This window comes from Rathayibacter sp. RFBD1 (assembly GCF_002932915.1).
Lineage (GTDB): Bacteria > Actinomycetota > Actinomycetes > Actinomycetales > Microbacteriaceae > Rathayibacter.
Genome location: NZ_PSWQ01000021.1, coordinates 52891 through 74964, shown reverse-complemented (window position 1 = coordinate 74964; position 22074 = coordinate 52891). Strand labels below are relative to the sequence as shown.

Sequence of the window (22074 nt, the reverse complement as noted above, 5' to 3'; positions counted from 1 at the left end):
CGCCGCCCAGCCGTGCGCCCCTACGATCGAGCCATGCCGAGCATCCGGAGCCGCCGTCGGCCCCAGCCCTTGATCGAGTCCGCGGCGGGCGGGGGCGCCCGGTGAACGACACCCTCACCGGAATCCTGGACTTCGTCGTCAGCGTCCCCCCGGTCTGGCGGACGCTCCTCGCCGGACTCGCGATCTTCTTCGAGACCACGATCCTGGCGGGCCTCGTGGTCCCGGGCGACACGATCGTGATCGTCAGCGCGACCGGCGTGACCAGCCCGCTGCAGTTCGCGGCGCTGGCCGTCACGGTCGTCATCGGCGCCCTCTGCGGCGAGTCCGTCGGCTTCTACCTCGGCCGCTGGTTCGGGCCGCGGATCCGCGCGTCGCGTCTGGGACGCCGGCTCGGCGAGAAGAACTGGCTGAAGGCCGAGCGCTACCTCGCGCGGCGCGGCGGGTTCGCCGTGTTCCTCTCGCGCTTCCTGCCGGTGCTGCACTCGCTGATCCCTCTGACGGTGGGGATGAGCGGGATGCGCTACCGGACCTTCATGGCCTGGACGATCCCGGCGTGCGTGCTCTGGTCGTCCGCCTACGTCGGCGTCGGCACGGCCGCGGCGGGCAGCTACCGGGAGCTCTCGGAGAGCCTGCACGGCGCCGGCTACGTCTTCGTGGGCGTCATCGTCGTCTTCGCCCTGCTCGTGCTCCTCGGGAAGAAGCTCCTGAACAGAGCGGAGGCGCGTCACCTCGACGAGTGACGCGCCTCCGGGCGTGGATCCGGGGAGGATCAGTCGACGAGACCCGCCGACTTCAGCCACTCGCCCGCGATCGCGGACGCGGACTTCTGCTCGTTGACGCTCTCGGAGTTGAGGGCGACGAGGTCGTCCGCCGTGAGCTTCGCGCTGACCGCGTTCAGCACCTCGGCCGCGTCGTCCGTGATCTTGCTCGAGACGATCGGCACGACGTTGTCGGCCACGAACAGTCCGTCCGGGTCCTCGAGAGCGACGAGGTCGTTCTTCTGGATGTTCGGGTCGGCCGTGTAGACGTTCGCCAGCTGGATCTGGTCGCTGGTGAGCGCGTCGACGGTGGTCGATCCGCCGCTGTCCTCGATCGCCTGGAAGGTGGTCGTGATGCCGTACTTCGACTGCAGGGTGTCGGGCCCGTAGGGCCGCGTCTGCAGCTCGGAGTTGCCGCCGACCACGATCGGGTCGGTGACGTTCTTGAGCGACGCGATGTCGGTCAGGTCCCACTTGTCGGCGAAGGCCTGGGTGACGGTGTACGAGTTCTGGTCGCTGGCCTCGGCGGCGTCGAGGGCGCGGAGGCCGTCGGGCAGCGCGTCGCCGAGCGCGGAGTACACGTCGTCGGCGGTGGTGGCCGTCGCGTCGGGCTCGAGCGCCTGCAGGAGGCTGCCGTCGTACTCCGGGAAGACGTCGATGGATCCGCTCTCGATCTCGGGCAGGTAGATCTCGCGCTGGCCGATGCGCAGCTGGCGGTCGACGGTGAAGCCGTCGTTCTCCAGCGCCTGCGCGTAGATCTCGGCGAGGATCTCGTTCGAGTAGTAGTCCTGCGAGCCGACCACGATGGTCTCGCTGCCCGCAGTCGCACCCGATCCCTCATCGAGCGGATCGCTCGAGGAACACCCTGCCAGTGCCACGACGGCACCGACCGCGAGTGCGCTGAGCGCGACACGGCCCTTCGTGAAATGTGCTGTGAACATTGCTATTTCCCTTCTTCGATGGGGATTCCCATCACCGCGCGTCGTCGGGGCGACGAGGCGCGGGAACCTGTGCGGCCGGCGGTGCCGGCCAGGCCGAGCACGACTCCGCGCGGCACGGCGAGCCGCTGGAGGAGGGCGAAGAGGATCTCGCTGAGGAGCGTCAGCACGATCACCAGGATCGAGCCGGCGAGCATCTGCGGGTAGTCCCCCGACTTCACTCCGCGGAAGATGTACTGCCCGAGGCCGCCGGCGCCGATGTAGTCCGCGAGCGTGGCGGTCGCGATGATCTGCAGCGCCGCCGAGCGGAGCCCGCCGATCAGCAACGGCAGCCCCAGCGGGATCTCGACCTTCGTCAGGATCTGCCACTCGGTCATGCCCATCGAGCGCGCCGCGTCGACCGTGCGGCGGTCGACCGCCTCGAGCCCGGAGTACGCGCCGGCGAGCACCGACGGGATCGCGAGCACGACGAGGGCGATCACCGGAGCGCCGAGGCCGAGCCCCAGGCTCATCGCCGCGAGGACGAGCACGCCCAGCGTCGGCAGGGCGCGCAGGCCGCCTGCGACCGGCACGGCGATGCCCTTGCCGCGCCCGGTGTGCCCGATCAGGTAGCCGATCGGGATCGCGATCGCGGCCGCGATCACGAGCACCAGCAGGCTGATGCCGACGTGCTGGGCGACACGGGTCGGGATCGCGTAGACCCCGGTCCAGTGCGCGGGGTCGGCGATCCAGGCGAAGGCCTCGGCGATGAGGTTCACGACGTCACCGCCCTCTCGACCGCGACCGGTCTGCGCGAGCGGCGCGTGCGGTCCAGAGCCGTCCAGGGCATGAGGAGACGGCCGATCAGCACCAGCAGTCCGTCGAGCACCAGCGCGAGGACGATCGTGAGGACGATGCCCGTGACGATCTCACCGGTGATGCCGCGCTGGAAGCCGTCGGTGAAGAGCAGGCCGAGGCTCTGGATCCCGAGCACCGCGCCGACCGTCACCAGGCTGACCGTGCTGACCGTGACCACGCGCAGGCCCGAGAGCAGGACCGGACCGGCCAGCGGGAACTCGACCCGCCAGAAGCGCGCCCAGCCGGAGTAGCCCATCGCGGTCGCCGACTGGCGGACGTCGTCCGACACCGCGCCCAGTGCGTCCGAGGTGGTGCGAACCATCAGCGCGACGCCGTAGAGGGTGAGGCCCGTGATCACGTTGGCGGTCGAGCGGAGCGGGATGCCCAGCAGGACCGGCAGCAGGATGAACATGGCCAGCGAGGGGATGGCGTAGAGCACGCCGAGCCCTGTCAGCAGGGTGCCGCGGCTCCAGCGGTAGCGGTTCGCGAACCAGCCGAACGGCAGCGAGACGAGGAAGCTGAGCAGGATCGGCGGGACCGACAGGGCCAGGTGCGCCAGCAGGTTCGCGACGATCGCGTCCGTGTTGTTGACGACCCAGTTCACGCGGCGGGGCCGTCCTGCGCGCGCAGCACTCCGGTCGGGCGCCCGTCGCCGTCGACCACGATGCGGGCGCCGTCGCGCTCCTCGATCCGGAGCGAGCGCTTGCCGCGGTCGGCACCGACGAAGCCGGCGACGAACTCGCTCGCGGGGTTCGCCAGGATCTCGGCGGGCGAGCCCTTCTGCGCGATCCGGCCGCCCTTCTCGAGGATGACGACCTGGTCGCCGAGGAGGAACGCCTCGTCGATGTCGTGGGTGACGAAGACCACGGTCTTGTCGAGCTCGTCCTGGAGCCGCAGGGTCTCGCGCTGCAGGTCGGCGCGCACGAGAGGGTCGACCGCGCCGAACGGCTCGTCCATCAGCAGGATGTTCGGGTCGACCGCCAGGCCCCGCGCCACGCCGACGCGCTGCTGCTGGCCGCCGGAGAGCTGGCTGGGGTACCGGGCGGCGAGCGCACGGTCCAGTCCGACCGTGTCCATCAGCTCGAGCGCGCGGGCGTGCGCCTGCTTCTTGGCGACCCCGTTCAGCCGCGGCACGGTCGCGATGTTGTCGATGACCTTGCGGTGCGGCAGGAGGCCGGAGTTCTGCATCACGTAGCCGATGCGGCGGCGGAGCGCGACGGCGGGCAGGGACGAGATGTCCTCGCCGTCGATCTCGATGGTGCCGGAGGTCGGCTCGATCATCCGGTTGATCATGCGGAGGATCGTGGTCTTCCCGCAGCCCGAGGAGCCGACGAAGACGGTCGTCTGCCGGGAGGGCAGCACGAGCGAGAAGTCGTCGACCGCCCGCGTGCCGTCCGGGTACTGCTTGCTGACGTTGCGGAACTCGATCACGAGGCCGCCCGCCGTCCGGCGGTGTGCGCGCCGATCTGTCCCTGGTCCACGACTGTGCCCGCTCTCGCTCCGCGCGTCCGGCCGTTGCACGGCCCGCGGCCCCGAACGGGGCCAGGCGGCAAGGAAAACACCATTAGCAGCCGCCTGCCAACCCGGACCGCGAAGTGTTGCGGGATGTTCCGGGAGCGACTAGGGCCTTGACAGCCCGGGCGGGTCAGGACTCCTCGACGGCTCCGTAGTGCGAGGTCATGTAGTGGCGCAGCAGCGAGCGGCTCTCGTCGATGAAGCGCTGGTCGCCGTTGGGGTCGATGAGGAACGCGCGCGTGAGCAGCGCGTCCGCGACCTCGATGGTCACCTCGAGGCGGAAGGACAGCTGCGCGCCGCCCGGGAGGCCGTACTCGGACGCGAGGATCTCGGCGAAGCGGCGGGCGAAGAAGCCGGCCTCGAACGCCTCGCCCGCGACCTCGGGGGCGTGGATCGTGTCGACGAAGCGGATGGAGCGGAAGCCCGGCTCGTTGCGGTGCATCTCGCAGAAGGCGTCGATCGCGCAGTCGACCGCGCCCCACCAGTTGCCCGGGTGGGTGTCGCGGATCTCGGTGATGACGCGGCGGCGGAAGCGCTCGAGGGCTCGCTCGCGCAGCGCCTGGAGGACGGCGATGCGGTCCGGGAAGTAGCGGTAGACCGTGCCGATCGCGGCTCCCGCGCGCTCGGCGACCATCGCCGTGGTCAGGCGGTCGAAGCCGACCTCGTCGACGACGGCGGCCGCCGCGTCGAGCAGCGAGGCGAGACGGGCGGCGCTGCGCACCTGCACCGGCTCGTTGCGGACCTGGGACGATTCACCGAACGGTCGATCGACGAGGTTTCCAAGAGGCACGGCGGGCTCCTTCGGTCGTGGTTCCTACAATCGTACGCACGGCGACCGCCGGTCGGGGTCGTCTCATCGAAAGTCCCTCGTGTTTCGCGCCCCCGGAAGGGCGACGGCTCCGCGGGTCCGATCCACCCGGGAGAAACCATGTGCGGACGCTTCGTCCTCTCGCAGACCACCGCCGACCTGGTGGCGCTCTTCGACATCGACGAGCCGGGCGCCGACCTGCCGGAGCCGTCCTGGAACATCGCGCCGACCCAGCGGATCGCCGTCGTCGCGGAGTCGATGAAGGGGGTCGAGGAGGGCAGCCCCCCGCGGCGCCGGCTCGCCGGAGCCCGCTGGGGCCTGGTGCCCCGCTCCGCCGCCGACCCGTCCGCGGGGCCGCCGCTGTTCAACGCGCGGATCGAGTCCGTCGCCGAGAAGCCGTCGTTCCGCGAGTCCTACGCCTCCCGGCGCGCGATCGTGCCCGCCTCGGGCTGGTACGAGTGGCGGGTCGGCGCGGACGGGGCGAAGGCACCCGTCTACGTCTCGCCGGGCGAGGGCTCGCTCCTCCTGTTCGCCGGTCTCTACGAGTGGTGGCGCTCGGCCCAGCCGGGCTCTCCGTGGCTGCTCTCGGCGACGGTCCTCACCCGCCCCTCCGCCGGGCCGCTCGCCGAGGTGCACGAGCGGATGCCCGTGCTGCTGCAGCCGGAGCTGATCGAGGACTGGCTGGACCCGGCGTCCCCCGGGGACGCCGAGCTGCTGCGCGCGGCCGCCGAGGGCGCGGCCGAGCTGGCCGAGGAGCTCGAGGTGCACGGCGTCGGCGCGGCCGTGGGCTCCGTCTCGGCGAACGGCCCCGAGCTGATCGAGCCCACCGGAGCCTGACGATCGCGTGAGAGCGCGATCCGCGGTCCGGCATCCGGTCTGACAGACTGGGCGGATGCCGCTGACGCCCGAGAGCAAGCCCCTGAGCGCAGGCAAGGCGGAGGTCATGCACCGCGCCGCCCGCCTCGAGGACCGACTCCACTCCTTCCGGATGAGGCGCGTGAAGCGCAAGGGCTACGTCCCGAGGGTCATCCCCTACACCGGCTACGGCTCGACGACGCAGCTGCGCGTCCTGGCCCGCGTCCTCTACACGCGGCCGACCCCTCCCGGGGTCGAGGAGGTCCGCCCCGTCGAGGGCGTGCGCGGCTGGCGGAGCTTCACCAGCGTCTTCGTGAGCGGGGCCGTCGTGACCGTCGAGGCCGACGGGCAGACCCACCGGGTGACGGCCGACCGCGGCGGAGTCGTCGACGCGGACCTCCCGATCACGCTCGAACCCGGCTGGCACACCATCACCTTCTCGACCGCGGGCTCGAAGCCCGTCGAGGCGCCCGTCTTCATCGTGCGTCCGGAGTCGCGGCTCGGCGTCGTGTCGGACGTGGACGACACGGTGATGGTCACCGCGCTCCCCCGCCCCTTCGTCGCCGCCTGGAACACCTTCGTGCTCGACGAGCACGCCCGGATGCCCACGCCCGGCATGGCGGTCTTCCTCGACCGCTTCGCCCGGCAGTACGAGGGCTCCCCGGTCATCTACCTCTCCACCGGCGCGTGGAACGTCGCCCCGGCGCTCACCCGCTTCCTCTCGCGTCACCTGTACCCGGCCGGAGCGCTCCTCCTGACCGACTGGGGCCCGACGCACGACCGCTGGTTCCGCAGCGGCAAGCAGCACAAGGAGATGAACCTCCGCCGACTCGCGGCCGAGTTCCCGGACGTGCGCTGGCTGCTGGTCGGCGACGACGGGCAGCACGACGAGGAGATCTACTCCGACTTCGCGGACGAGCACCCCGACAAGGTCGCGGCGATCGCGATCCGCCAGCTCTCCACAGGCGAGGCGGTGCTCGCGGGAGGCCGCTCCAAGGCCGAGGACCGCTCCCTGACCAGCGGCACGACCTGGGTCTTCGCGCCCGACGGCGCCGGCATCTCCGAGCAGCTGACGGAGCTCGGCATCCTCTGATCCCGCACCGGCTCCGGGAACGACGGAGCCGTCCGCTCCCCGGGGGGAGGGACGGCTCCGGTCGATCGGCTCGGACTACGCCTGGTGGGCGGCCTGCAGGTCGAGGGTGATGGTGACCTTCTCGCCGATGAGCACGCCACCGGTCTCGAGGGCCGCGTTGTAGGTCAGACCGAAGTCGGTGCGGTCGATGGTCGCCTTGGCGGTGAGGCCGGCCTTGTAGTTGCCGTAGGGGTCGGTGCCGAAGCCGCCGAACTCCACCTCGAAGGTGACGGGCTTGGTGGTGCCCTTGATGGTGAGCTCGCCGTCGACGAGGAAGTCGTCGCCGTTCGGGCGGACGGCGGTCGAGACGAAGTGGATCTCCGGGTACTTCTCGGCCTCGAAGAAGTCGCCGGTGCGGAGGTGGCCGTCGCGGTTGGGCTCGTTGGTGTTGACGGAGGCGACCTCGGCGGTGGCCTCGACCTTGGAGTCGAGCGGGTTCTCGCCGGTGGTGAACGTGGCGGTGAAGCGCTCGAACTTGCCCTTGACCTTGCTGATCATCAGGTGGCGGACGCTGAACGCGACCTCGCTGTGGGTGGGGTCGATGACCCAGGTGCCGGCCTTGTAGCCGGGGATGGTGACGGTGTCGGTCATGGTTTCTCCTCGAGTGTGACGGTCGTCGCGGGGAGAGCGTCCCCGTCCGATGTATGCAAGCGCATCGACGTCGATCAGTATTCCATGTAGCGACAACTATTTCATCCACGTTCCGTCGAAGGATCGGCGGACACCGCGTGAACACGGAGCGCCGCACCCCGGACGGGGGTCGGAGACGCTCCCCGAGCAGTCGTCAGCGGTCGGCGGGAGCCGGGTTGCGGATGCCGAGGAGGGAGACGACGCCGCCGGCGACCAGGAGGGCGGAGGTCGCGACGGCGGCACGGGAGAAGCCCTCGACGTCGAGCGAGTCGCCGACCACGAGCGAGGTCGCGGCGATGGCGACCAGCCCGGCGATGCGCGAGACGGCGTTGTTCACGGCGGAGCCGACTCCGCTGTGCCCGTCCTCCACCGCGCCGAGGATCGTCGAGGTCAGCGGAGCGACCGTCACCGCGAGGCCGAAGCCGAAGAGGAGGATCCCCGGCAGCAGCTGCGTGGCGTAGTCGGCGCCCTCGTCGACGAAGGAGAGCAAGAGGAACCCGGCCGCGGCGATCAGCGGTCCGACGCCCATGAAGAGCCGCGGGCCGAAACGCGCCGACAGCGACCCGGAGACCTGCGAGAGCAGGAGCAGCAGGATCGTCGGCGGGAGCGTCGCGAGCCCGGCCAGGGTCGCCGAGAAGCCCAGGGTCTGCTGGAGGAACAGGCCCAGCGCGAAGAAGCCGAAGGAGAGCGCGCCGTAGACGAACGCCGTCGAGACGTTGCCGACGGTGAAGTTCCGCGACGCGAAGAGCGACAGCGGCAGCATCGGATGCGCCGCGCGCCGCTCCCACACGACGAACGCGACGAGGGCGGCGACTCCCCCGATCAGGGCGGTCAGCACGAGCGGATGCTGGATCCCGAGCCTCTCCTGCTCGATCAGCGCGAACACCGGCCCTCCCAGGCCGATGACCCCGAGCACCGCGCCGACGCCGTCGATCGGCACCCGGGTCCCCGAGTCGACCGCGCCGAGCCTGCGCAGCAGGACCAGCGTCACCGCGATCGGCAGCAGGTTGAGCGCGAAGACGTACCGCCACGAGCCCGCGTCCACCAGCAGGCCGCCGAGCACGGGGCCGGCGATCGTCGCCGTGCCGGTCCAGGCCGTCCACGCGCCGATGGTCCGGGCCTGCGCGGCGCCGTGGACGGTCGCGATGATGAGGGCGAGCGAGCTGGGCACGAGGATCGCGCCGGCGGCGCCCTGGAGCATCCGCGCCACGATGAGGACCTCGGCGGTGGGGGCCAGCGCGCACAGCAGCGAGGTGACACCGAAGCCGATCAGGCCGATGGTCATGCTGCGGGCCCTGCCGATGCGGTCGGCGAGCGAGCCGGCCACGAGGATCAGCGCGCCGAGCGTGATCAGGTACCCGTCGACCACCCACTGCTGCACCGCGAGCCCGCCGCCGAGCTCGCGGGTGATGGCGGGCAGGGCGACGTTGACGACGGTGCCGTCGAGGAAGGCGACGAAGGAGGCGAGGACGGCCACCACGAGCACCGCGCGGCGGCGCGTCTCGGCGGGCTCGGCGGAGGCGGTCATGCTCGGGCTCTGGTCACCCGCTCACCGTACCGGCGGCCGCCGCTCCCGGGGCCGGGAGGGCGGGCATCCGGGCCCCCGAGCGCGGCCGCACGACGGATCCAGACTCGTCGCCTACTCTCGTAGCCATGTCTGCGCAAGGAACCGCCCGCGGCGGCGTGCTCGCCCGGGTCCTCGGGATCGTCGGAGCCAGCCTCGCCGGGGGCCTGCTGATCACGGTCGGGGTCACTCCCGCCCTCGCCGTCACCGGTCTCGCCGAGAACAACCCGATCGGGCTGTTCGAGACGGTGCCGGAGTACCTCGAGCTCGGCCAGCTGGCCCAGAAGACCGAGATCTACGCCAAGCGCACCGACGGCTCGGACGAGCTGCTCGCCTCCTTCTACGCGCAGAACCGCGAGGAGGTGGCCTTCGACCAGGTCAGCCAGTCCGTGAAGGACGCGGCGGTCTCGACCGAGGACCCGCGCTTCTACGACCACGGCGGCGTCGACCTGCAGGGCACGATCCGCGCGGTGCTCAGCAACATCGTCGGCGGGGACCTCCAGGGCGGATCCTCCATCACTCAGCAGTACGTCAAGAACGTCCTCGTGCAGAAGGCGGAGTCGCTGAGCGCGACCGACGAGGCGGCCTCCGAGGCCGCCTACGAGGAGGCGACCGCGACCACTCCGAGCCGCAAGCTCAAGGAGATGAAGCTCGCCGTCGACCTCGAGAAGAAGTACAGCAAGGACGACATCCTCCTCGGCTACCTCAACATCGCCGGCTTCGGCGGCCAGGTCTACGGCATCCAGGCGGCGGCCGAGTACTACTTCTCGACCAGCGCGGCCGACCTGAGCCTCGCGCAGGCCGCGAGCCTGATCGCCACGGTCAACAACCCCAACGGCCTCAGGATCGACCAGCCCGAGAACATCCCGGACAACAAGATCCGCCGCGACTACGTCCTCGACCAGATGCTGCAGGAGGGGAAGATCTCGCAGGCCGACCACGACGCCGCCGTCGCCGAGGAGGTCGTCCCCGCGATCACTCAGACGCCCACCGGCTGCCAGACCGCCGGCAACGCGGCCTTCTTCTGCGACTACATCACCCGTGTCGTCCAGAACGACCCGGCGTTCGGCGACGACGCGGACACCCGCCTCGCGAACTTCCAGCGCGGCGGCTACAAGATCTACACGACGCTCGACCGCGACCTGCAGGACACCGCGGCGAACGCGACGAACAACGCCGTCCCCAAGGTCCCCACCCTCGACACCAACATCGGCAGCGCGACCGTCTCGATGGAGGTCGGCACCGGCCGGATCCTGGCGATGGTGCAGAACAAGGACTACGACGCGGCCGGCGCCGTGAACGGCGCGAACTTCTCCGCCGTCAACTTCAACACCGACACGGCCTACGGCGGCTCCGCCGGGTTCCAGGTCGGATCGACCTACAAGGTGTTCACGCTCGCGCAGTGGCTCGCGAGCGGACGCACCCTGAACGAGACGATCAACGGCCGCGAGCGCACCTTCTCGGGCTTCCCCGCCAGCTGCGCGCCGGGCGGCGAGCTCGACACCTCCTACGAGGTCAACAACGACGACAGCGAGAACGGCAGCTACAGCGTGCTGACCGGCACGATGCAGTCGATCAACACCGTCTACGTCTCGATGGCGCAGCAGCTCGACCTCTGCGCGATCCGCGACCGCGCGGTCGGCTTCGGCGTGAAGGCGGCCGACGGCGGCGAGGTCGACTACAAGCCGTCCGCCGTCCTCGGCTCGGACACGCTCATCTCCCCCCTCTCGATGGTCACCGCCTTCGCCGGCTTCGCCAACAACGGCACCGCCTGCTCCGCGATCGCCATCGACTCGATCACCGACGCGACCGGCGCCGCCGTCCAGCCGCCGACCTCCACCTGCAACCAGGCCCTCAGCCCCGAGCTGACGGCGGTCGCGAACTACGCCCTGCAGCGCGTCGTCACCGGCGGCACGGCCGCCCAGTCCGACCCGGACGACGGCATCGAGCACATCGGCAAGACGGGCACCACCGACAACGCGGAGTCGACCTGGATGGACGGCGCGAGCTCGCGCGTCGCGACCGTGGTCTGGGTGGGCAACATCGACGGCCACACCTCGATGCGCGAGGTCCGCTTCCCGAACTCGGAGCTCGAGAGCCGCCCGTACGCCTCCAACATCCGCCACTACATCTGGAACTCGGTGATGACCCGCGCCGACCAGAAGTACGGCGGGGACGACTTCGAGGAGCCCAGCAGCGCCCTGCTGAACGGCCGCCAGATCGCCGTGCCGACCGTCTCCGGCCGCTCGGTCGACGACGCCACGGAGGCGCTGGAGGACCTCGGCTTCGACGTCGAGGAGGGGGCGACCATCGACTCGTCGCTCCCCGCCGGCGTGGTGGCGGGCACCGACCCGGCCGCGGGCACGACCGTCGCGCGCTACTCCGACATCGCCCTGCTGATCAGCAACGGCTCGCAGGTCCCGGCTCCCGCCACCCAGGCACCGGCTCCGGCTCCGACCGGCACGGGAGTCCCCGCGACCGAGGCTCCCCCGGCGACGCCCACGGCGACCCCGACAGCGACAGCCACGGCGACTCCGACGGCGGAGGTCGAGGAGTGAGCTTCGACGCGGACTTCCTCGGCGTCCCCGCGGGTGCGCCGCGCCTGAGGGTCGAGCGCCCGGTGCGGCTCCTGCCGTACACGCACTTCGAGGTGCTGCTGGATCCGGAGCGGCGCCTGGCCGTCTCGACGGCCGTGAACATCGACGGCGCGCGCCTGGTCGAGCTCGGCCGCGGCGACGACTGGCACCTCGACGACCGCATCCCCGCCTCCGAGCAGACCGGGCCGGAGGTGTACGCCCGCAACGACCTCGACCGCGGCCACCTGGTCCGCCGCCGCGACCCCGTCTGGGGCGACCGGGACGAGGCCGCCGCGGCCAACCGCGACAGCTTCTGCTACACGAACGCCGCGCCCCAGGCGAGCGGCTTCAACCAGTCGCAGGAGCTGTGGCTCGGGCTCGAGACGCTGGTGCTCGAGTACGCGCAGACCTGGCGCACGCGCCTGAGCGTCTTCACCGGGCCCGTGCTCGCGGACGACGACCCGGTCTACCGCGGTACGGGCATCCCCCGCCGCTTCTGGAAGATCGCGGCGTGGAGCCCGGACGGATCGACGCTCGCGACGAGCGCGTACCTGCTCGACCAGAGCGAGCTCGTGGAGCGGGTGCGCGAGGGCCTGGTGCCGCTCGGCGGCTTCAGGACGTTCCAGCTGCCGGTCGCCGCGATCGGCGAGCTGACCGGTCTCGACGTGGACCTCCTCGCCGGGGCCGACGTGCTCGGCTCGGCAGGACTCCGGCCGGAGCCGTGGCGCGAGATCGTCGAGCCGTCCGACGTGGCGAGCGGCCTCCTCCCCCGCTGAGGCTCCGCCGGGGGCAGGATGGGCGGATGAGCACCCCCGTCCTGGTCGAGATCACCTCCGGCGCCGTCGTCCTCCGCGACCCGGAGGGTCCGCTCGTCCGCGTCGACGAGGCGGGCTACCTCCGCGGCGACGGGGTCTTCGAGACCGTCGCGGTCCTCGACGGACGTCCCCGCGCGCTCGGCGAGCACCTCGCGCGGCTGGCCGGATCGGCCCGGGCCGTCGGGCTGACGATCCCGGAGGCGCCCCTCTGGTCCCGAGCGGTCGACCTCGCCGTGGCGGAGCACGACCGGGTCGACGACCTGACGGTCCGCTTCATCGCCGCCCACGGCTCGAGCGACTCCGCCCGGTGCACCGTGCGCGCGGCTCCGACTCCCGACTCGAGCGCGCTTCGGGAGAAGGGCGCGGCCGTCGTCGTGCTGGACCGCGGGTACGCGAGCGGTCCGCTCGCGCCGTGGCTGCTCCCGGGCGTCAAGACCACCTCGGGCGCCGTCACCCGGGCGGCGCTGCGCGAGGCGGCGTCCCGGGGCGCGGACGACGTGGTCTGGCGCACGAGCGACGGGCTTCTCCTCGAGGGGGCGACGTCGAGCCTGGTGCTCCTCGGCGACGGGGTGCTCGCGACGCCGCTCTCGGACAGCGTGCTCGCCGGCACGACGGTCGAGCGGGTCCTCGCGCTGGGCGAGCGCCGCGGGCTCGCGTCGTCGCGCCGCGAGCTGCCGGTCTCGGCGCTCACCGGTGCCGATGCGGCGTGGCTGGTGTCGAGCACCCGGCGGGCGATCCCCGTCCGCTCGGTCGACGGCGCACCGCTCGCGATCGACGCGGGCCTGACGGCGGCGTTCGAGGCGGGGCTGCTCGCCGGCTGATCGCGTCCGCGGCTCGGACTCCCTGCGTGTCAGGCCGCTGCGGCCAGCGCGCGGGAGGTGTGCGGGCCGACCCCGGCCTCCTCCGCGTCTCCGAGATCGGCGAGCGTGTCGACGTCCAGCCTCAGCGTCGACGAGCCGGGCAGCACGACGACGGCGCAGCCCGCGTCGCGGTGCCGGGCCAGCGAGCCCGGGCCGAATGCCGGAGCGACGAGGGCCCCGGCCGCCAGCAGGAGCGCCGTGGTGCCGCTCCCCTCACGGTCCGGGACGACGGCCGGGAGCGACCGCGTCGCGAGCGCCTCGGAGAGGTCCGACGGCAGCAGGGCGGGCAGGTCCCCGGTCAGCACGATCACCGGGGCGCCCGGCCGGCGGTGCAAGGCGGCCTCGGCTCCCGCGGACACGGCGGCGTCGAGGGTCCCCGGGTCGGGCACCACCACCAGCTGCGGGTGCTCCGCCCGTGCGCGGTCGGCCGCACCGGCGTCGGAGGTGACCAGGAGAAGGCTCGCCACCGGCTCCGCGGCGGCCACGGCGGCGAGCGTGTCCAGGAGGAACGCCTCGGCCAGCGCCGCGCGGCCCGGCACGTCGAGGCGCGTCTTCGAGCCGCCGCGGCCCTTGAACACGACGACCGCGCTCCAGCCGGTCACGCGCGCTCCTCGCGCGAGGCTGCTCCGGCCGCGAAGCCCTCGGCGAAGGCCTCGTCGGCGCCGAGGCGGAACATGTCGTCGGGGCCCGTGCGGGTCAGCTTGCGGGCACCCGGGCTCTCGACCCCCGTCACCAGGCGGGCGAGCCCGCGGACGACGGCGACGGGACGGCCGCTCGCCTTGCCCTTCACCAGGTCGCCGAGCGCGGCGATCTCGTCCGCGACGGCCGGCATGGTCACTCCCAGCGTGCGCCCCAGGGCGTCGACCCCGCCGCGGAGGTCGTCGATCACGAGGACGCCCGCGGCTCCGATGGCCGCGTCGGTCTGCCCGACCCGCCAGGCGCGGCCCAGGGTGTCGCTGACGAGCACGCCCACCTCCACGCCGAGCCGCTCCCGGAGGCCCGCGCAGAGGGCCCGCGCCGAGGCGTCCGGGTCGACGGGGAGGAGGAGGACCGTCCCCTCCGCGACGTTGCTGGCGTCGACTCCGGCCGCCGCCTGGACGATCCCGAGGCGGTTCTCGACGATGCGGGTGACGCCGGAGCCGTGCGCCCGGGTGGCGACGACGCGGACGGTCTCGGCCGTGATCGCGTCCTCGCGGTCGGTCGCGGCGACGACGCGCCCCTCCGCCTTCGAGACGATCTTGCTCGTGACCACGAGGATGTCGCCGTCCGCGGGCCGGTCCTCCTCGGCGGCGGCGGCGACGGCCGCGAGGATCAGCTCGAGCAGGTCGTCACCGGGAGTCACCTCCGGGATGCCGTCGAGGGCCCAGGCCTGCACGCGCGTCTCGCTCACCGGTCCATTCTCCCGGCTGCCGCGGGCGCACGGGTCCACGGCCCGAGATCGCCCGGGCAGGCGATCGGCGGCGCCTCAGCCGGCGGCGAGGTACGCGGCGACCGCGGGCGGCACGTAAGGGGCGACGTCGCCGCCGAGGGAGGAGACCTGCCGCACCAGCGAGCTCGACACGTGGGCGTGCGCGGGATCGGGCAGGAGGAACACCGTCTCGACGTGCGCGAGGTTGCGGTTCACGATCGCCATGGGGGTCTCGTACGCCACGTCGACCTGCGAGCGGATGCCCTTCACCAGGATGCTCGCGCCGACGTCGGTGCAGTAGTCGACGAGCAGGCCCATGCTCCACGAGGCGACGACGATCCGCCCCTCGACCCCCGCCTCCGCGATCGACTGCTCGATGAGCGAGACGCGCTGGGCGATCGGCAGCAGCGCCGTCTTGGCGGGGTTGTGCACCACCACGACGTGCAGCTCGTCGACCAGGCGCGCGGCCCGCTCGATCACGTCGAGATGACCGAGGGTCACGGGGTCGAAGGAGCCGGGGACGACGGCGATGCGGGCCATGCCGACAGAGTAGCGGGCGGGCACCGCCTAGCTCTTGGCGAGGAACTCCCGGTCGCGGTCCTGCACGCGGCGCTCGAGCGCGGCACGGAGCCGGTCGTGCGCGGCGAGCGACGGGTCCTCCGCGAGGAGCCGCTCGGCCAGCGCCCGCGCCTCCACGATCACGTCGGCGTCCTGCACCACCCGCAGCAGGCGGAGCGACGAGCGCCCGCCGGACTGCGAGTCGCCCAGCACGTCGCCCTCGCGGCGCAGCTCGAGGTCGACCTCGGCGAGCGCGAAGCCGTCGAGCGTCGCGGCGACCGCCTCCACCCGCTCGCGCGCGACCGTCCCCGCCTCCGCCGCCGTCACGAACAGGCACACCCCCGCGACGCCGCCGCGCCCGATGCGCCCGCGGAGCTGGTGCAGCTGCGAGACCCCGAACCGCTCCGCGTCGAGCACGACCATCATCGAGGCGTTCGGCACGTCCACGCCGACCTCGATGACCGTCGTCGACACCAGGACGTCGATCTCCCCCGCGGCGAAGGAGCGCATCACGGCGTCCTTCTCCTCCGTCGTCATCCGCCCGTGCAGCGCGGCCGACCGCCGCTTCCCGAGCAGCGGATGCGCGCGCACGCCCTCGAGCGTGGCCGCGACGGTCGTGGGCGGCGCGGCGGCGTCCTCCTCGGGCGGCTGCGCGCCCTCGGCGGGCTCCCCCGGCTCGATCGCCGGGCAGACGAGGTAGACCTGGTGGCCCGAGCGGATCTCCTCCTCGGCGCGCTCCCACGCCCGCGCGATCCACGCGGGATGGTCGGCGAGCGGGACCACGTGGCTCGTGATGCCGGGGCGCCCGGCGGGCAGCTCGCGGATGGTCGAGGTGTCGAGATCGCCGAAGACCGTCATGGCGACGGTCCGCGGGATGGGCGTGGCCGTCAGCACCAGCACGTGCGGCGGGGTGGCGCCCTTCCGGCGCAGGGCGTCCCGCTGGTCCACGCCGAAGCGGTGCTGCTCGTCGATCACGACGAGGCCCAGGTCGTAGAAGGAGACCGCGTCGCCGAGGAGGGCGTGCGTGCCGACGACGATCTTCGCCGTGCCCGAGACGATCCGGAGGAGGGCCGCGCGGCGCTGCGCCGCCCCCAGCCCGCCGGTGAGGAGGGTCGGCACCAGCTCGGCCGCGAGCTCCGGGCCGAGGGTCCTCGCGATCGAGCGGAGGTGCTGCCCCGCGAGCACCTCGGTGGGAGCGAGCAGCGCCGCCTGCCCGCCGCTCTCGGCCGTGGCGAGCATCGCCCGGAGCGCGACGAGGGTCTTGCCGGAGCCGACCTCGCCCTGCACCAGCCGGGTCATCGGGCTCTCGGCGGCCAGATCGGCGGCGATCTCGTGCCCCACCTCGGTCTGGTCGCCGGTGAGGGCGAAGGGCAGCGCGGCGTCGAAGCGCTCGAGCAGCCCGCCGGGGCCGGGCACGCGGGCGGTCGCGGGGCTGCTGCGCGCCGAGGCCCGGCGCTCGAGCAGGGCGAGCTGCAGGAGGAACGCCTCGTGGAAGCGCAGCGTCTCGCGCGCCTGCGCCTCCTCGCCCTCCCGCTGCGGGCGGTGGATCAGCTCCAGCGCCTCGCCGAGGCCCAGCAGCGAGCGGCCGGCGCGCACCTGCTCGGGCATCGGGTCGGGCACGTCGCGCAAGCCGTCCAGCAGTACGCCTATCGCGGCCTGGAGCTGCCAGCTCGAGATCGCGCTGGTCGCCGGGTAGATCGGGATCGGCCGCTCGGCCCAGTCCTTCGCGAGCTCACCGCCTCCCGTCTCCGTCGCGGCGGCCTCCTCGTCGTCGAACAGGCGGTAGTCGGGATGCGTGAGCTGCGGGGTGTCGCGGAACATCGAGACCGTGCCCGCGAAGATCCCGCGCACGCCGCGGTGGAGCTTCGCCGCGCGCCAGGGCTGTCCGAAGAACGTCAGAGAGAGCGTGCCCGAGCCGTCCGAGATGACGACCTCGAGCAGGGTGCCGCGCCGGTTGCGCATCGGGCGCTCGCGCACCTCGCGCACCTCCGCCACGATCGTCACGCTCTCGCCCACGGGGAGGCGCGAGAGCGCCGTCAGCTCGCCCCGCTTCGCGTAGCGGCGCGGGTAGTGGCCCAGGAGCTCGCCGACCGTGCGGTACCCGAAGGCCTTCTCGACCGCGCTCGCCGTGCGCGGCCCGATCAGCGGCGCGAGCGAGGCGTCGAGGGGGTCCGGGATCACCTAGCGATCATAGGTCGGACCTCGGACGCGCGAGCCGGGCGACCGGGTCCAGCGCCGAGCGGGGCACGACCGACGCGAGCACCCGACGACCGGCACCCGCGGAGCCGCGGAGCGCGGCGGCCACGGCGGTCGCGTCGTCCCACGCCTCCGACTCGCCCGCGGACGGCGAGTAGCGCCGGCGCTCGACGCGCTCCCGGAGCCCCTGCAGACGTGCCGCCGCTCCGGGGTCGAGGGCGGGAGCCATGCGGGCCTCCTGCGCGCGCGGAGACTCCGTGTCCTCCACGGGGACGCCCAGGTCGCGGGCGGTCGCCAGCAGCTCGGCCCATGCGGCCTCGACGGAGCCGGAGCGCGCGGACCGGCGCCGCAGCGCGCGCTGGACGGCGCGCATCAGCCAGGGGACGAGCACGAGCAGCAGGAGCAGCACCCAGAGCGTCGCCGCGGGAGCCGCCGTGGTGCTCGAGGCGCCGACGGCACCGGGGGTCGGCGTCGCCGACGCGGCCGTCGGAGTGGGTGTCGCGGCGGGAGCGCTGGTCGCACCGGGCGCGGTGGTCGCGGTCGAGCCCGGGGCGGTGGGGCCCGAGGACGCCGTCGCGCTCGGCAGGGTGTAGGAGGCCGGAGCGCCGCGGCTGGGCGTCGGCTCGAAGGGCAGCCAGCCGACCCCCTCGAAGTACAGCTCGGGCCAGGCGTGCAGGTCGGAGGAGAGGACGCGGTAGGTGGTCAGGTCGCTGCCGCCGGAGGGCACGACGGAGCCGGGCTGGTAGCCGATGGCGAGCCGCGACGGGATCCCGAGCTCGCGCGCCATCACCGCCATCGCCGAGGCGAAGTGGACGCAGTAGCCCTCCTTCGTCGTCAGGAACGCCGAGAGCACGCCGACTCCGTCGCCGTCGTAGCCCTCCTCCGCGGGGGTGTCCTCGGAGTAGCGGAACTCGGACGAGCGGAAGTACGTCTGCAGCGCGCGCGCCCGGTCGTAGGCGGTCGGAGCCTCCGCCGTGACCTCCTCGGCCGTGGAGCGGACGATCTCGGGCACGTCGTCGGGGAGCGAGAGGTACCGGTCGACGCCGGACGGCGCGGGAGCGGCGAGCAACTGCTGCGGGTCGGGCTCGAGCCGCAGCGCCTGCACCTGGTAGTCGTCTCCGGAGCGGGTCGTCGCGTCGCCGCGGATCGAGCCGTCCTGCACGTCCTGGAGCCAGCCGTCGCCGACGCCCGTCAGCGACGAGACCGGATACGGCACGGGGAGCCACTGGCTCCGCAGCGTCTCCACCGAGACGTCGACCTCCTCCGCCTCGCGCGGCACGCTCTCGGAGAGCCCCTCGGGCGCGATCGGCGCCTCGATCGGAGCGGTCTGCTCCGTCTCGCTCGGCGCCCAGTCGTCACCGTCGAAGTCCGAGACGGTCAGCACGCGGAGGTAGACGGGCAGGTCGGAGTCGGTGGCGTAGCGCAGCACGGTCACGGGGTTCGGGCGGCGCAGGTCCGCGCCGAGGGCGACCACCGGGTCGATCGCGCCGTTGAAGAGGCTGCCGGAGACGCCCGAGGGGGCGGTGGTGCGCGCGTAGCCGGCCGCCGAGCCGGCGACGACTCCCGCGCCCAGGACGACGACGGTCACGGCCGCGAAGGCGGGCAGCACGGCCGAGGCCGCGCTCGGGCCGCTCGGGCGGCGGGGGGCGGCCGTGGCGGCGAGCACGCCCGCGTAGGCGAGCGCAGTGACGACGAGGCTCGCCCAGGACACCTCGGAGGGGTCCACGATCGACGGCACCGCGAGCAGCGCCGCGGGGAACAGACCGGCCAGGGCGGGGAGGCGGACGGAGAAGGCGAACAGGTCGGCCGCCCAGGCGAGCACGACCACCCCGCCGATCAGGAGGAACGAGATGCCGTCGTCGGCGATGGCCGGGAGCCCCTGCTGCGCGATGGACTGGAAGCCGCCCTGCGCGAGCGCCTCCGCCTGCGCGACGGCGCCGGGTGTGGGGATCACGAACAGCAGTGCCCGACCGGGCACGAACATCGCGGTCAGCACGCCGACCATCGTCAGCGTGCCGAGGATCGGCGGGACGACGGGGTGCACGCGCAGAGCCCGGGCGGCGGCCGGGACGCCGAGCACCACGGCGACCGCGCTCGCGAGGAGCACCAGCCAGTCGACGCCGACGAGGAGCCGCCCGATCCCGGCGGCGGCGGCCGTGATCGCGAGGAAGAGCAGACCGCTCAGAGGAGCCGACCCGGCGCGCGGATCGCTCTCGACGCGGCGGCTCACGCCACCACCCGCAGGGCGAGAGCCTGCGCCCACGCCTCCTCGACGGAGGCGCTCGGGTCGACGGACACGGCGTACCAGCCGAGCGAGGCGAGAGCCGCCTCCTCCTCAGCGGTGCCGGCGACGACGAAGGCGATCGCGGGGCGCGACTGCGCGGCCAGGGAGCCGAGGGCGTCGAGGTCCGACTCGAGGAGTCGGGTGAGCACGGCGAAGACCGGGCGTACTCCCCCCGTGTCGCGCATGTCGGCCGAGATCCGGGTCACCGCGTCGACCGACTCGCGCGAGGGCGCCAGCTCGGCCAGGCGCAGCAGCACGTCGTGCGCCACCTCGCGCTCGTCCTCCGAGTGCTCCGGCTCGCCGTCCGCACCCGTCTCGACGAGGTGGGTCTCGAAGCCGCGGTCGAGCAGGTGCACGGCGAGGGAGGCCGTCATCGACACCGCCCACTCGAGCCGGTCGTCGCCGCGCCGCTCGAGCACGCGCTCGGCCCGGGTCTCGAGGAGGATCCACGCGTGCGGATCGGTGTTCTGCTCGTCCTGGCGGACCATGAGCTCACCGGAGCGGGCGCTCGCCCGCCAGTGCACCCGGCGCATGGCGTCCCCCGGGCGGTAGTCGCGCGGGATCACGTCGTCCGTGCCGGCGCCGGCCGTCGCGTGCGCGACCGGGCTCGATCCACCTGCTCCGTGCGCGTCCAGGACGTCGCTCTGGAGCGGCACGACCCGCGGAGTCACGACGAACGGCTGCGCAGCCCCCACGACGCTCTCGCGGAGCGCGAGCCCGAGGCCGTCGCCGCGCACCAGGCGCAGCGGGCCGATGCGGTGGATCCCGCGCCGCTCGGCGGGCAGACGGTAGCGGGCGCGCACGCGGCCGCCCGACGGGACGCCCGGCAGCCCGAAGACGCCCTCGGCGACCGGCCGGCCGACGACGACCCCGCGCTCCACGCGCTCGAGCCGGTCGTGGGCGCGGGCCCCGCTGCGGACGGCGCGGCCGCGGTTCTCGAGCAGCACATCGACCTCCACCACGTCGCCGGCCGCGACGGTCTGGGGAGCGAAGCGGCGCTGCACCCGGAACGACGCCGGCGCCAGGAGCAGGGAGACGAGCGCGCCCAGGGGCAGGCCCAGCAGCACCAGGCCGACGAACAGCAGCTCGCGGAACTCCGACAGCGGCGCTATCACCACTCCCGCGACGCCCAGCAGAACGAGCGCCCAGCCGCGCAGCGTCAGCGCGACCCCGCGGAGCGCGGGCAGACCGCCGAGACGGGACGACGGCGTCTCGGCGGCGCGGGCCTCAGTCGCCACGGTTGCCGAAGGGGACGGGGGTGGCCGCGACGATGCGCTGCACGATCTCGGTGACCGAGTGCGAGGATCCGGCGCCGGAGCGGCCGGGGAGGCGGGTGGCGGGCAGGAGGCGGTGGCCGAGCACGGGGACGGCGAGCGCGTCCACGTCGTCCGGCACCACGAAGTCGCGGTCGCTGAGGGCGGCGAGCGCCTTCGCGGCGGCGATCAGCTGGAGCGTGGCGCGCGGGCTCCCCCCGAGCCGCAGCTCGGGGTCCACCCGCGTGGCCTGCATGATCGCCACCACGTACTCCTGGACAGGCGGTGCGACGTACACGGAGCGCACGTAGGCCATCATCCGCTCGAGCTCGGCGAGGCCCACGACGGGCCGCAGCTCCTCGAGCGGGCTGGCCGAGTCGCGGGTGCGGATCATCTCGAGCTCGGCGCGCTCATCGGGGTAGCCGAGCGAGAGGCGGGCCATGAAGCGGTCGCGCTGGGCCTCGGGCAGCGAGTAGGTGCCCTCCATCTCGACCGGGTTCTGCGTCGCGATCACGGCGAAGGGGCGCGGGAGGAGGTGGGTGGTGCCGTCGACCGAGACCTGGCGCTCCTCCATGCACTCCAGCAGCGCCGACTGCGTCTTGGGCGAGGCCCGGTTGATCTCGTCGCCGATCAGGATGTTCGCGAAGACCGGGCCCGGCTTGAACTCGAAGTCGCGGGTCGCCTGGTTGTAGACCGAGACCCCCGTGACGTCGGAGGGGAGCAGGTCGGGCGTGAATTGGATGCGCGCGACGCTGCCGCCGACCGAGGCCGCCAGCGACTTCGCCAGGACCGTCTTGCCGGTGCCGGGGACGTCCTCCATCAGGAGGTGCCCACCGGCGAGGAACACCGTCAGCGCCATCGAGACCTCGGCCGACTTGCCGTCGATCACGCGGGTGAGGTTCCCGAGGACGGCGCCGCAGTGCGCCGTGAACTCCTCGCGGGTCAGGGGCGTCTCGGGAGCCGCTCGGCGGCCGACAGCGGAGCGGGTGTCTTCGAGCGACGTCATAGCTACGGATTCTGGCAGTCCTGACGGGAAAAGGGTCCAGGTTCCGCGAGTTCGCAGTGTGCCGCCAGGCGGGAGCCGCGC

General features: G+C 73.1%; 20 protein-coding genes. 6 read left to right on the top strand and 14 right to left on the bottom strand.

The genetic code is table 11. From position 1 onward, the window contains the following. The first annotated feature begins 101 nt into the window (after positions 1-101). The gene (locus tag C5D50_RS10785) at positions 102-740 is read left to right on the top strand and encodes a DedA family protein (RefSeq protein WP_104283479.1); all 639 of its coding nucleotides are present in this window, start codon (positions 102-104) and stop codon (positions 738-740) included. A gap of 29 nt (positions 741-769) precedes the next feature. On the opposite strand, the gene C5D50_RS10780 is transcribed toward C5D50_RS10785, so the two are convergent. From C5D50_RS10780 to C5D50_RS10760, 5 genes are all read right to left on the bottom strand, one after another. Continuing rightward, positions 770-1699 carry an ABC transporter substrate-binding protein gene (locus C5D50_RS10780; RefSeq protein WP_104223111.1) on the bottom strand — a complete coding sequence of 310 codons (930 nt, stop codon included), beginning with the start codon at positions 1697-1699 and terminating at the stop codon, positions 770-772. 2 nt (positions 1700-1701) lie between these two features. Continuing rightward, on the bottom strand, positions 1702-2454 hold the full coding sequence (locus C5D50_RS10775) for an ABC transporter permease (protein WP_104223110.1): 753 nt from the start codon (positions 2452-2454) through the stop codon (positions 1702-1704). Then, the gene (locus C5D50_RS10770) at positions 2451-3137 is read right to left on the bottom strand and encodes an ABC transporter permease (protein WP_104223109.1); all 687 of its coding nucleotides are present in this window, start codon (positions 3135-3137) and stop codon (positions 2451-2453) included. Before C5D50_RS10770 ends, C5D50_RS10775 begins: the two co-directional genes overlap by 4 nt. Then, positions 3134-3964 carry an ABC transporter ATP-binding protein gene (locus tag C5D50_RS10765; protein WP_104225631.1) on the bottom strand — a complete coding sequence of 277 codons (831 nt, stop codon included), beginning with the start codon at positions 3962-3964 and terminating at the stop codon, positions 3134-3136. Before C5D50_RS10765 ends, C5D50_RS10770 begins: the two co-directional genes overlap by 4 nt. A 214-nt stretch (positions 3965-4178) precedes the next feature. Then, positions 4179-4838 carry a TetR/AcrR family transcriptional regulator gene (locus C5D50_RS10760; RefSeq protein ID WP_104223107.1) on the bottom strand — a complete coding sequence of 220 codons (660 nt, stop codon included), beginning with the start codon at positions 4836-4838 and terminating at the stop codon, positions 4179-4181. A 138-nt stretch (positions 4839-4976) separates the two neighbouring features. Between C5D50_RS10760 and C5D50_RS10755 the strand changes: the two genes are divergently transcribed. Next, positions 4977-5693 carry an SOS response-associated peptidase gene (locus tag C5D50_RS10755; protein ID WP_104283478.1) on the top strand — a complete coding sequence of 239 codons (717 nt, stop codon included), beginning with the start codon at positions 4977-4979 and terminating at the stop codon, positions 5691-5693. A 55-nt stretch (positions 5694-5748) separates the two neighbouring features. Further along, positions 5749-6804, top strand: a complete 1056-nt coding sequence (locus C5D50_RS10750) for an App1 family protein (protein ID WP_244230626.1) — start codon at positions 5749-5751, stop codon at positions 6802-6804. A 75-nt stretch (positions 6805-6879) separates the two neighbouring features. Here the strand turns inward: C5D50_RS10750 and C5D50_RS10745 are convergent, their stop codons facing one another. Together C5D50_RS10745 and C5D50_RS10740 are read right to left on the bottom strand one after the other, a co-directional pair. Beyond that, positions 6880-7434 carry a YceI family protein gene (locus C5D50_RS10745; RefSeq protein ID WP_104223105.1) on the bottom strand — a complete coding sequence of 185 codons (555 nt, stop codon included), beginning with the start codon at positions 7432-7434 and terminating at the stop codon, positions 6880-6882. A 193-nt stretch (positions 7435-7627) separates the two neighbouring features. Next, complete coding sequence (locus tag C5D50_RS10740; RefSeq protein WP_104283477.1) at positions 7628-9001, bottom strand: DHA2 family efflux MFS transporter permease subunit; 1374 nt, start codon at positions 8999-9001, stop codon at positions 7628-7630. A gap of 125 nt (positions 9002-9126) precedes the next feature. On the opposite strand from C5D50_RS10740, the gene C5D50_RS10735 reads away from it, so the two are divergent. The 3 genes from C5D50_RS10735 to C5D50_RS10725 are packed head-to-tail and all read left to right on the top strand — an operon-like array spanning position 9127 to position 13249. After that, positions 9127-11595 carry a transglycosylase domain-containing protein gene (locus C5D50_RS10735; protein WP_104223103.1) on the top strand — a complete coding sequence of 823 codons (2469 nt, stop codon included), beginning with the start codon at positions 9127-9129 and terminating at the stop codon, positions 11593-11595. Further along, positions 11592-12389: a DNA/RNA non-specific endonuclease gene (locus tag C5D50_RS10730; protein ID WP_244230625.1), complete on the top strand. Its 798-nt coding sequence runs from the start codon at positions 11592-11594 to the stop codon at positions 12387-12389. Before C5D50_RS10735 ends, C5D50_RS10730 begins: the two co-directional genes overlap by 4 nt. A 26-nt stretch (positions 12390-12415) precedes the next feature. Then, positions 12416-13249 (top strand): aminotransferase class IV, encoded by an 834-nt coding sequence (locus tag C5D50_RS10725; protein WP_104262532.1) that lies wholly within the window; start codon positions 12416-12418, stop codon positions 13247-13249. Between the two features lie 29 nt (positions 13250-13278). Here the strand turns inward: C5D50_RS10725 and cofC are convergent, their stop codons facing one another. The 7 genes from cofC to C5D50_RS10685 form a co-directional block, all read right to left on the bottom strand. Then, entirely contained in the window at positions 13279-13890 is a 612-nt protein-coding gene (gene cofC / locus C5D50_RS10720; protein ID WP_104283476.1) for a 2-phospho-L-lactate guanylyltransferase, read from the bottom strand. Then, positions 13887-14678, bottom strand: a complete 792-nt coding sequence (locus tag C5D50_RS10715; RefSeq protein ID WP_258069593.1) for a coenzyme F420-0:L-glutamate ligase — start codon at positions 14676-14678, stop codon at positions 13887-13889. Before C5D50_RS10715 ends, cofC begins: the two co-directional genes overlap by 4 nt. Positions 14679-14753: 75 nt before the next feature. Beyond that, a complete protein-coding gene (coaD, locus tag C5D50_RS10710; RefSeq protein ID WP_104223138.1) occupies positions 14754-15236 on the bottom strand; it encodes a pantetheine-phosphate adenylyltransferase in 483 nt (160 codons plus the stop codon). Positions 15237-15263: 27 nt separating this feature from the next. Further along, a complete protein-coding gene (locus C5D50_RS10705) occupies positions 15264-17435 on the bottom strand; it encodes an ATP-dependent DNA helicase RecG (RefSeq protein ID WP_374955346.1) in 2172 nt (723 codons plus the stop codon). Between the two features lie 7 nt (positions 17436-17442). Further along, positions 17443-19680, bottom strand: a complete 2238-nt coding sequence (locus tag C5D50_RS10700) for a DUF3488 and transglutaminase-like domain-containing protein (protein WP_146086918.1) — start codon at positions 19678-19680, stop codon at positions 17443-17445. Next, on the bottom strand, positions 19677-20972 hold the full coding sequence (locus C5D50_RS10690; RefSeq protein WP_104267002.1) for a DUF58 domain-containing protein: 1296 nt from the start codon (positions 20970-20972) through the stop codon (positions 19677-19679). Before C5D50_RS10690 ends, C5D50_RS10700 begins: the two co-directional genes overlap by 4 nt. Continuing rightward, complete coding sequence (locus C5D50_RS10685; RefSeq protein ID WP_104225624.1) at positions 20962-21993, bottom strand: MoxR family ATPase; 1032 nt, start codon at positions 21991-21993, stop codon at positions 20962-20964. Before C5D50_RS10685 ends, C5D50_RS10690 begins: the two co-directional genes overlap by 11 nt. Positions 21994-22074: the final 81 nt, after the last annotated feature.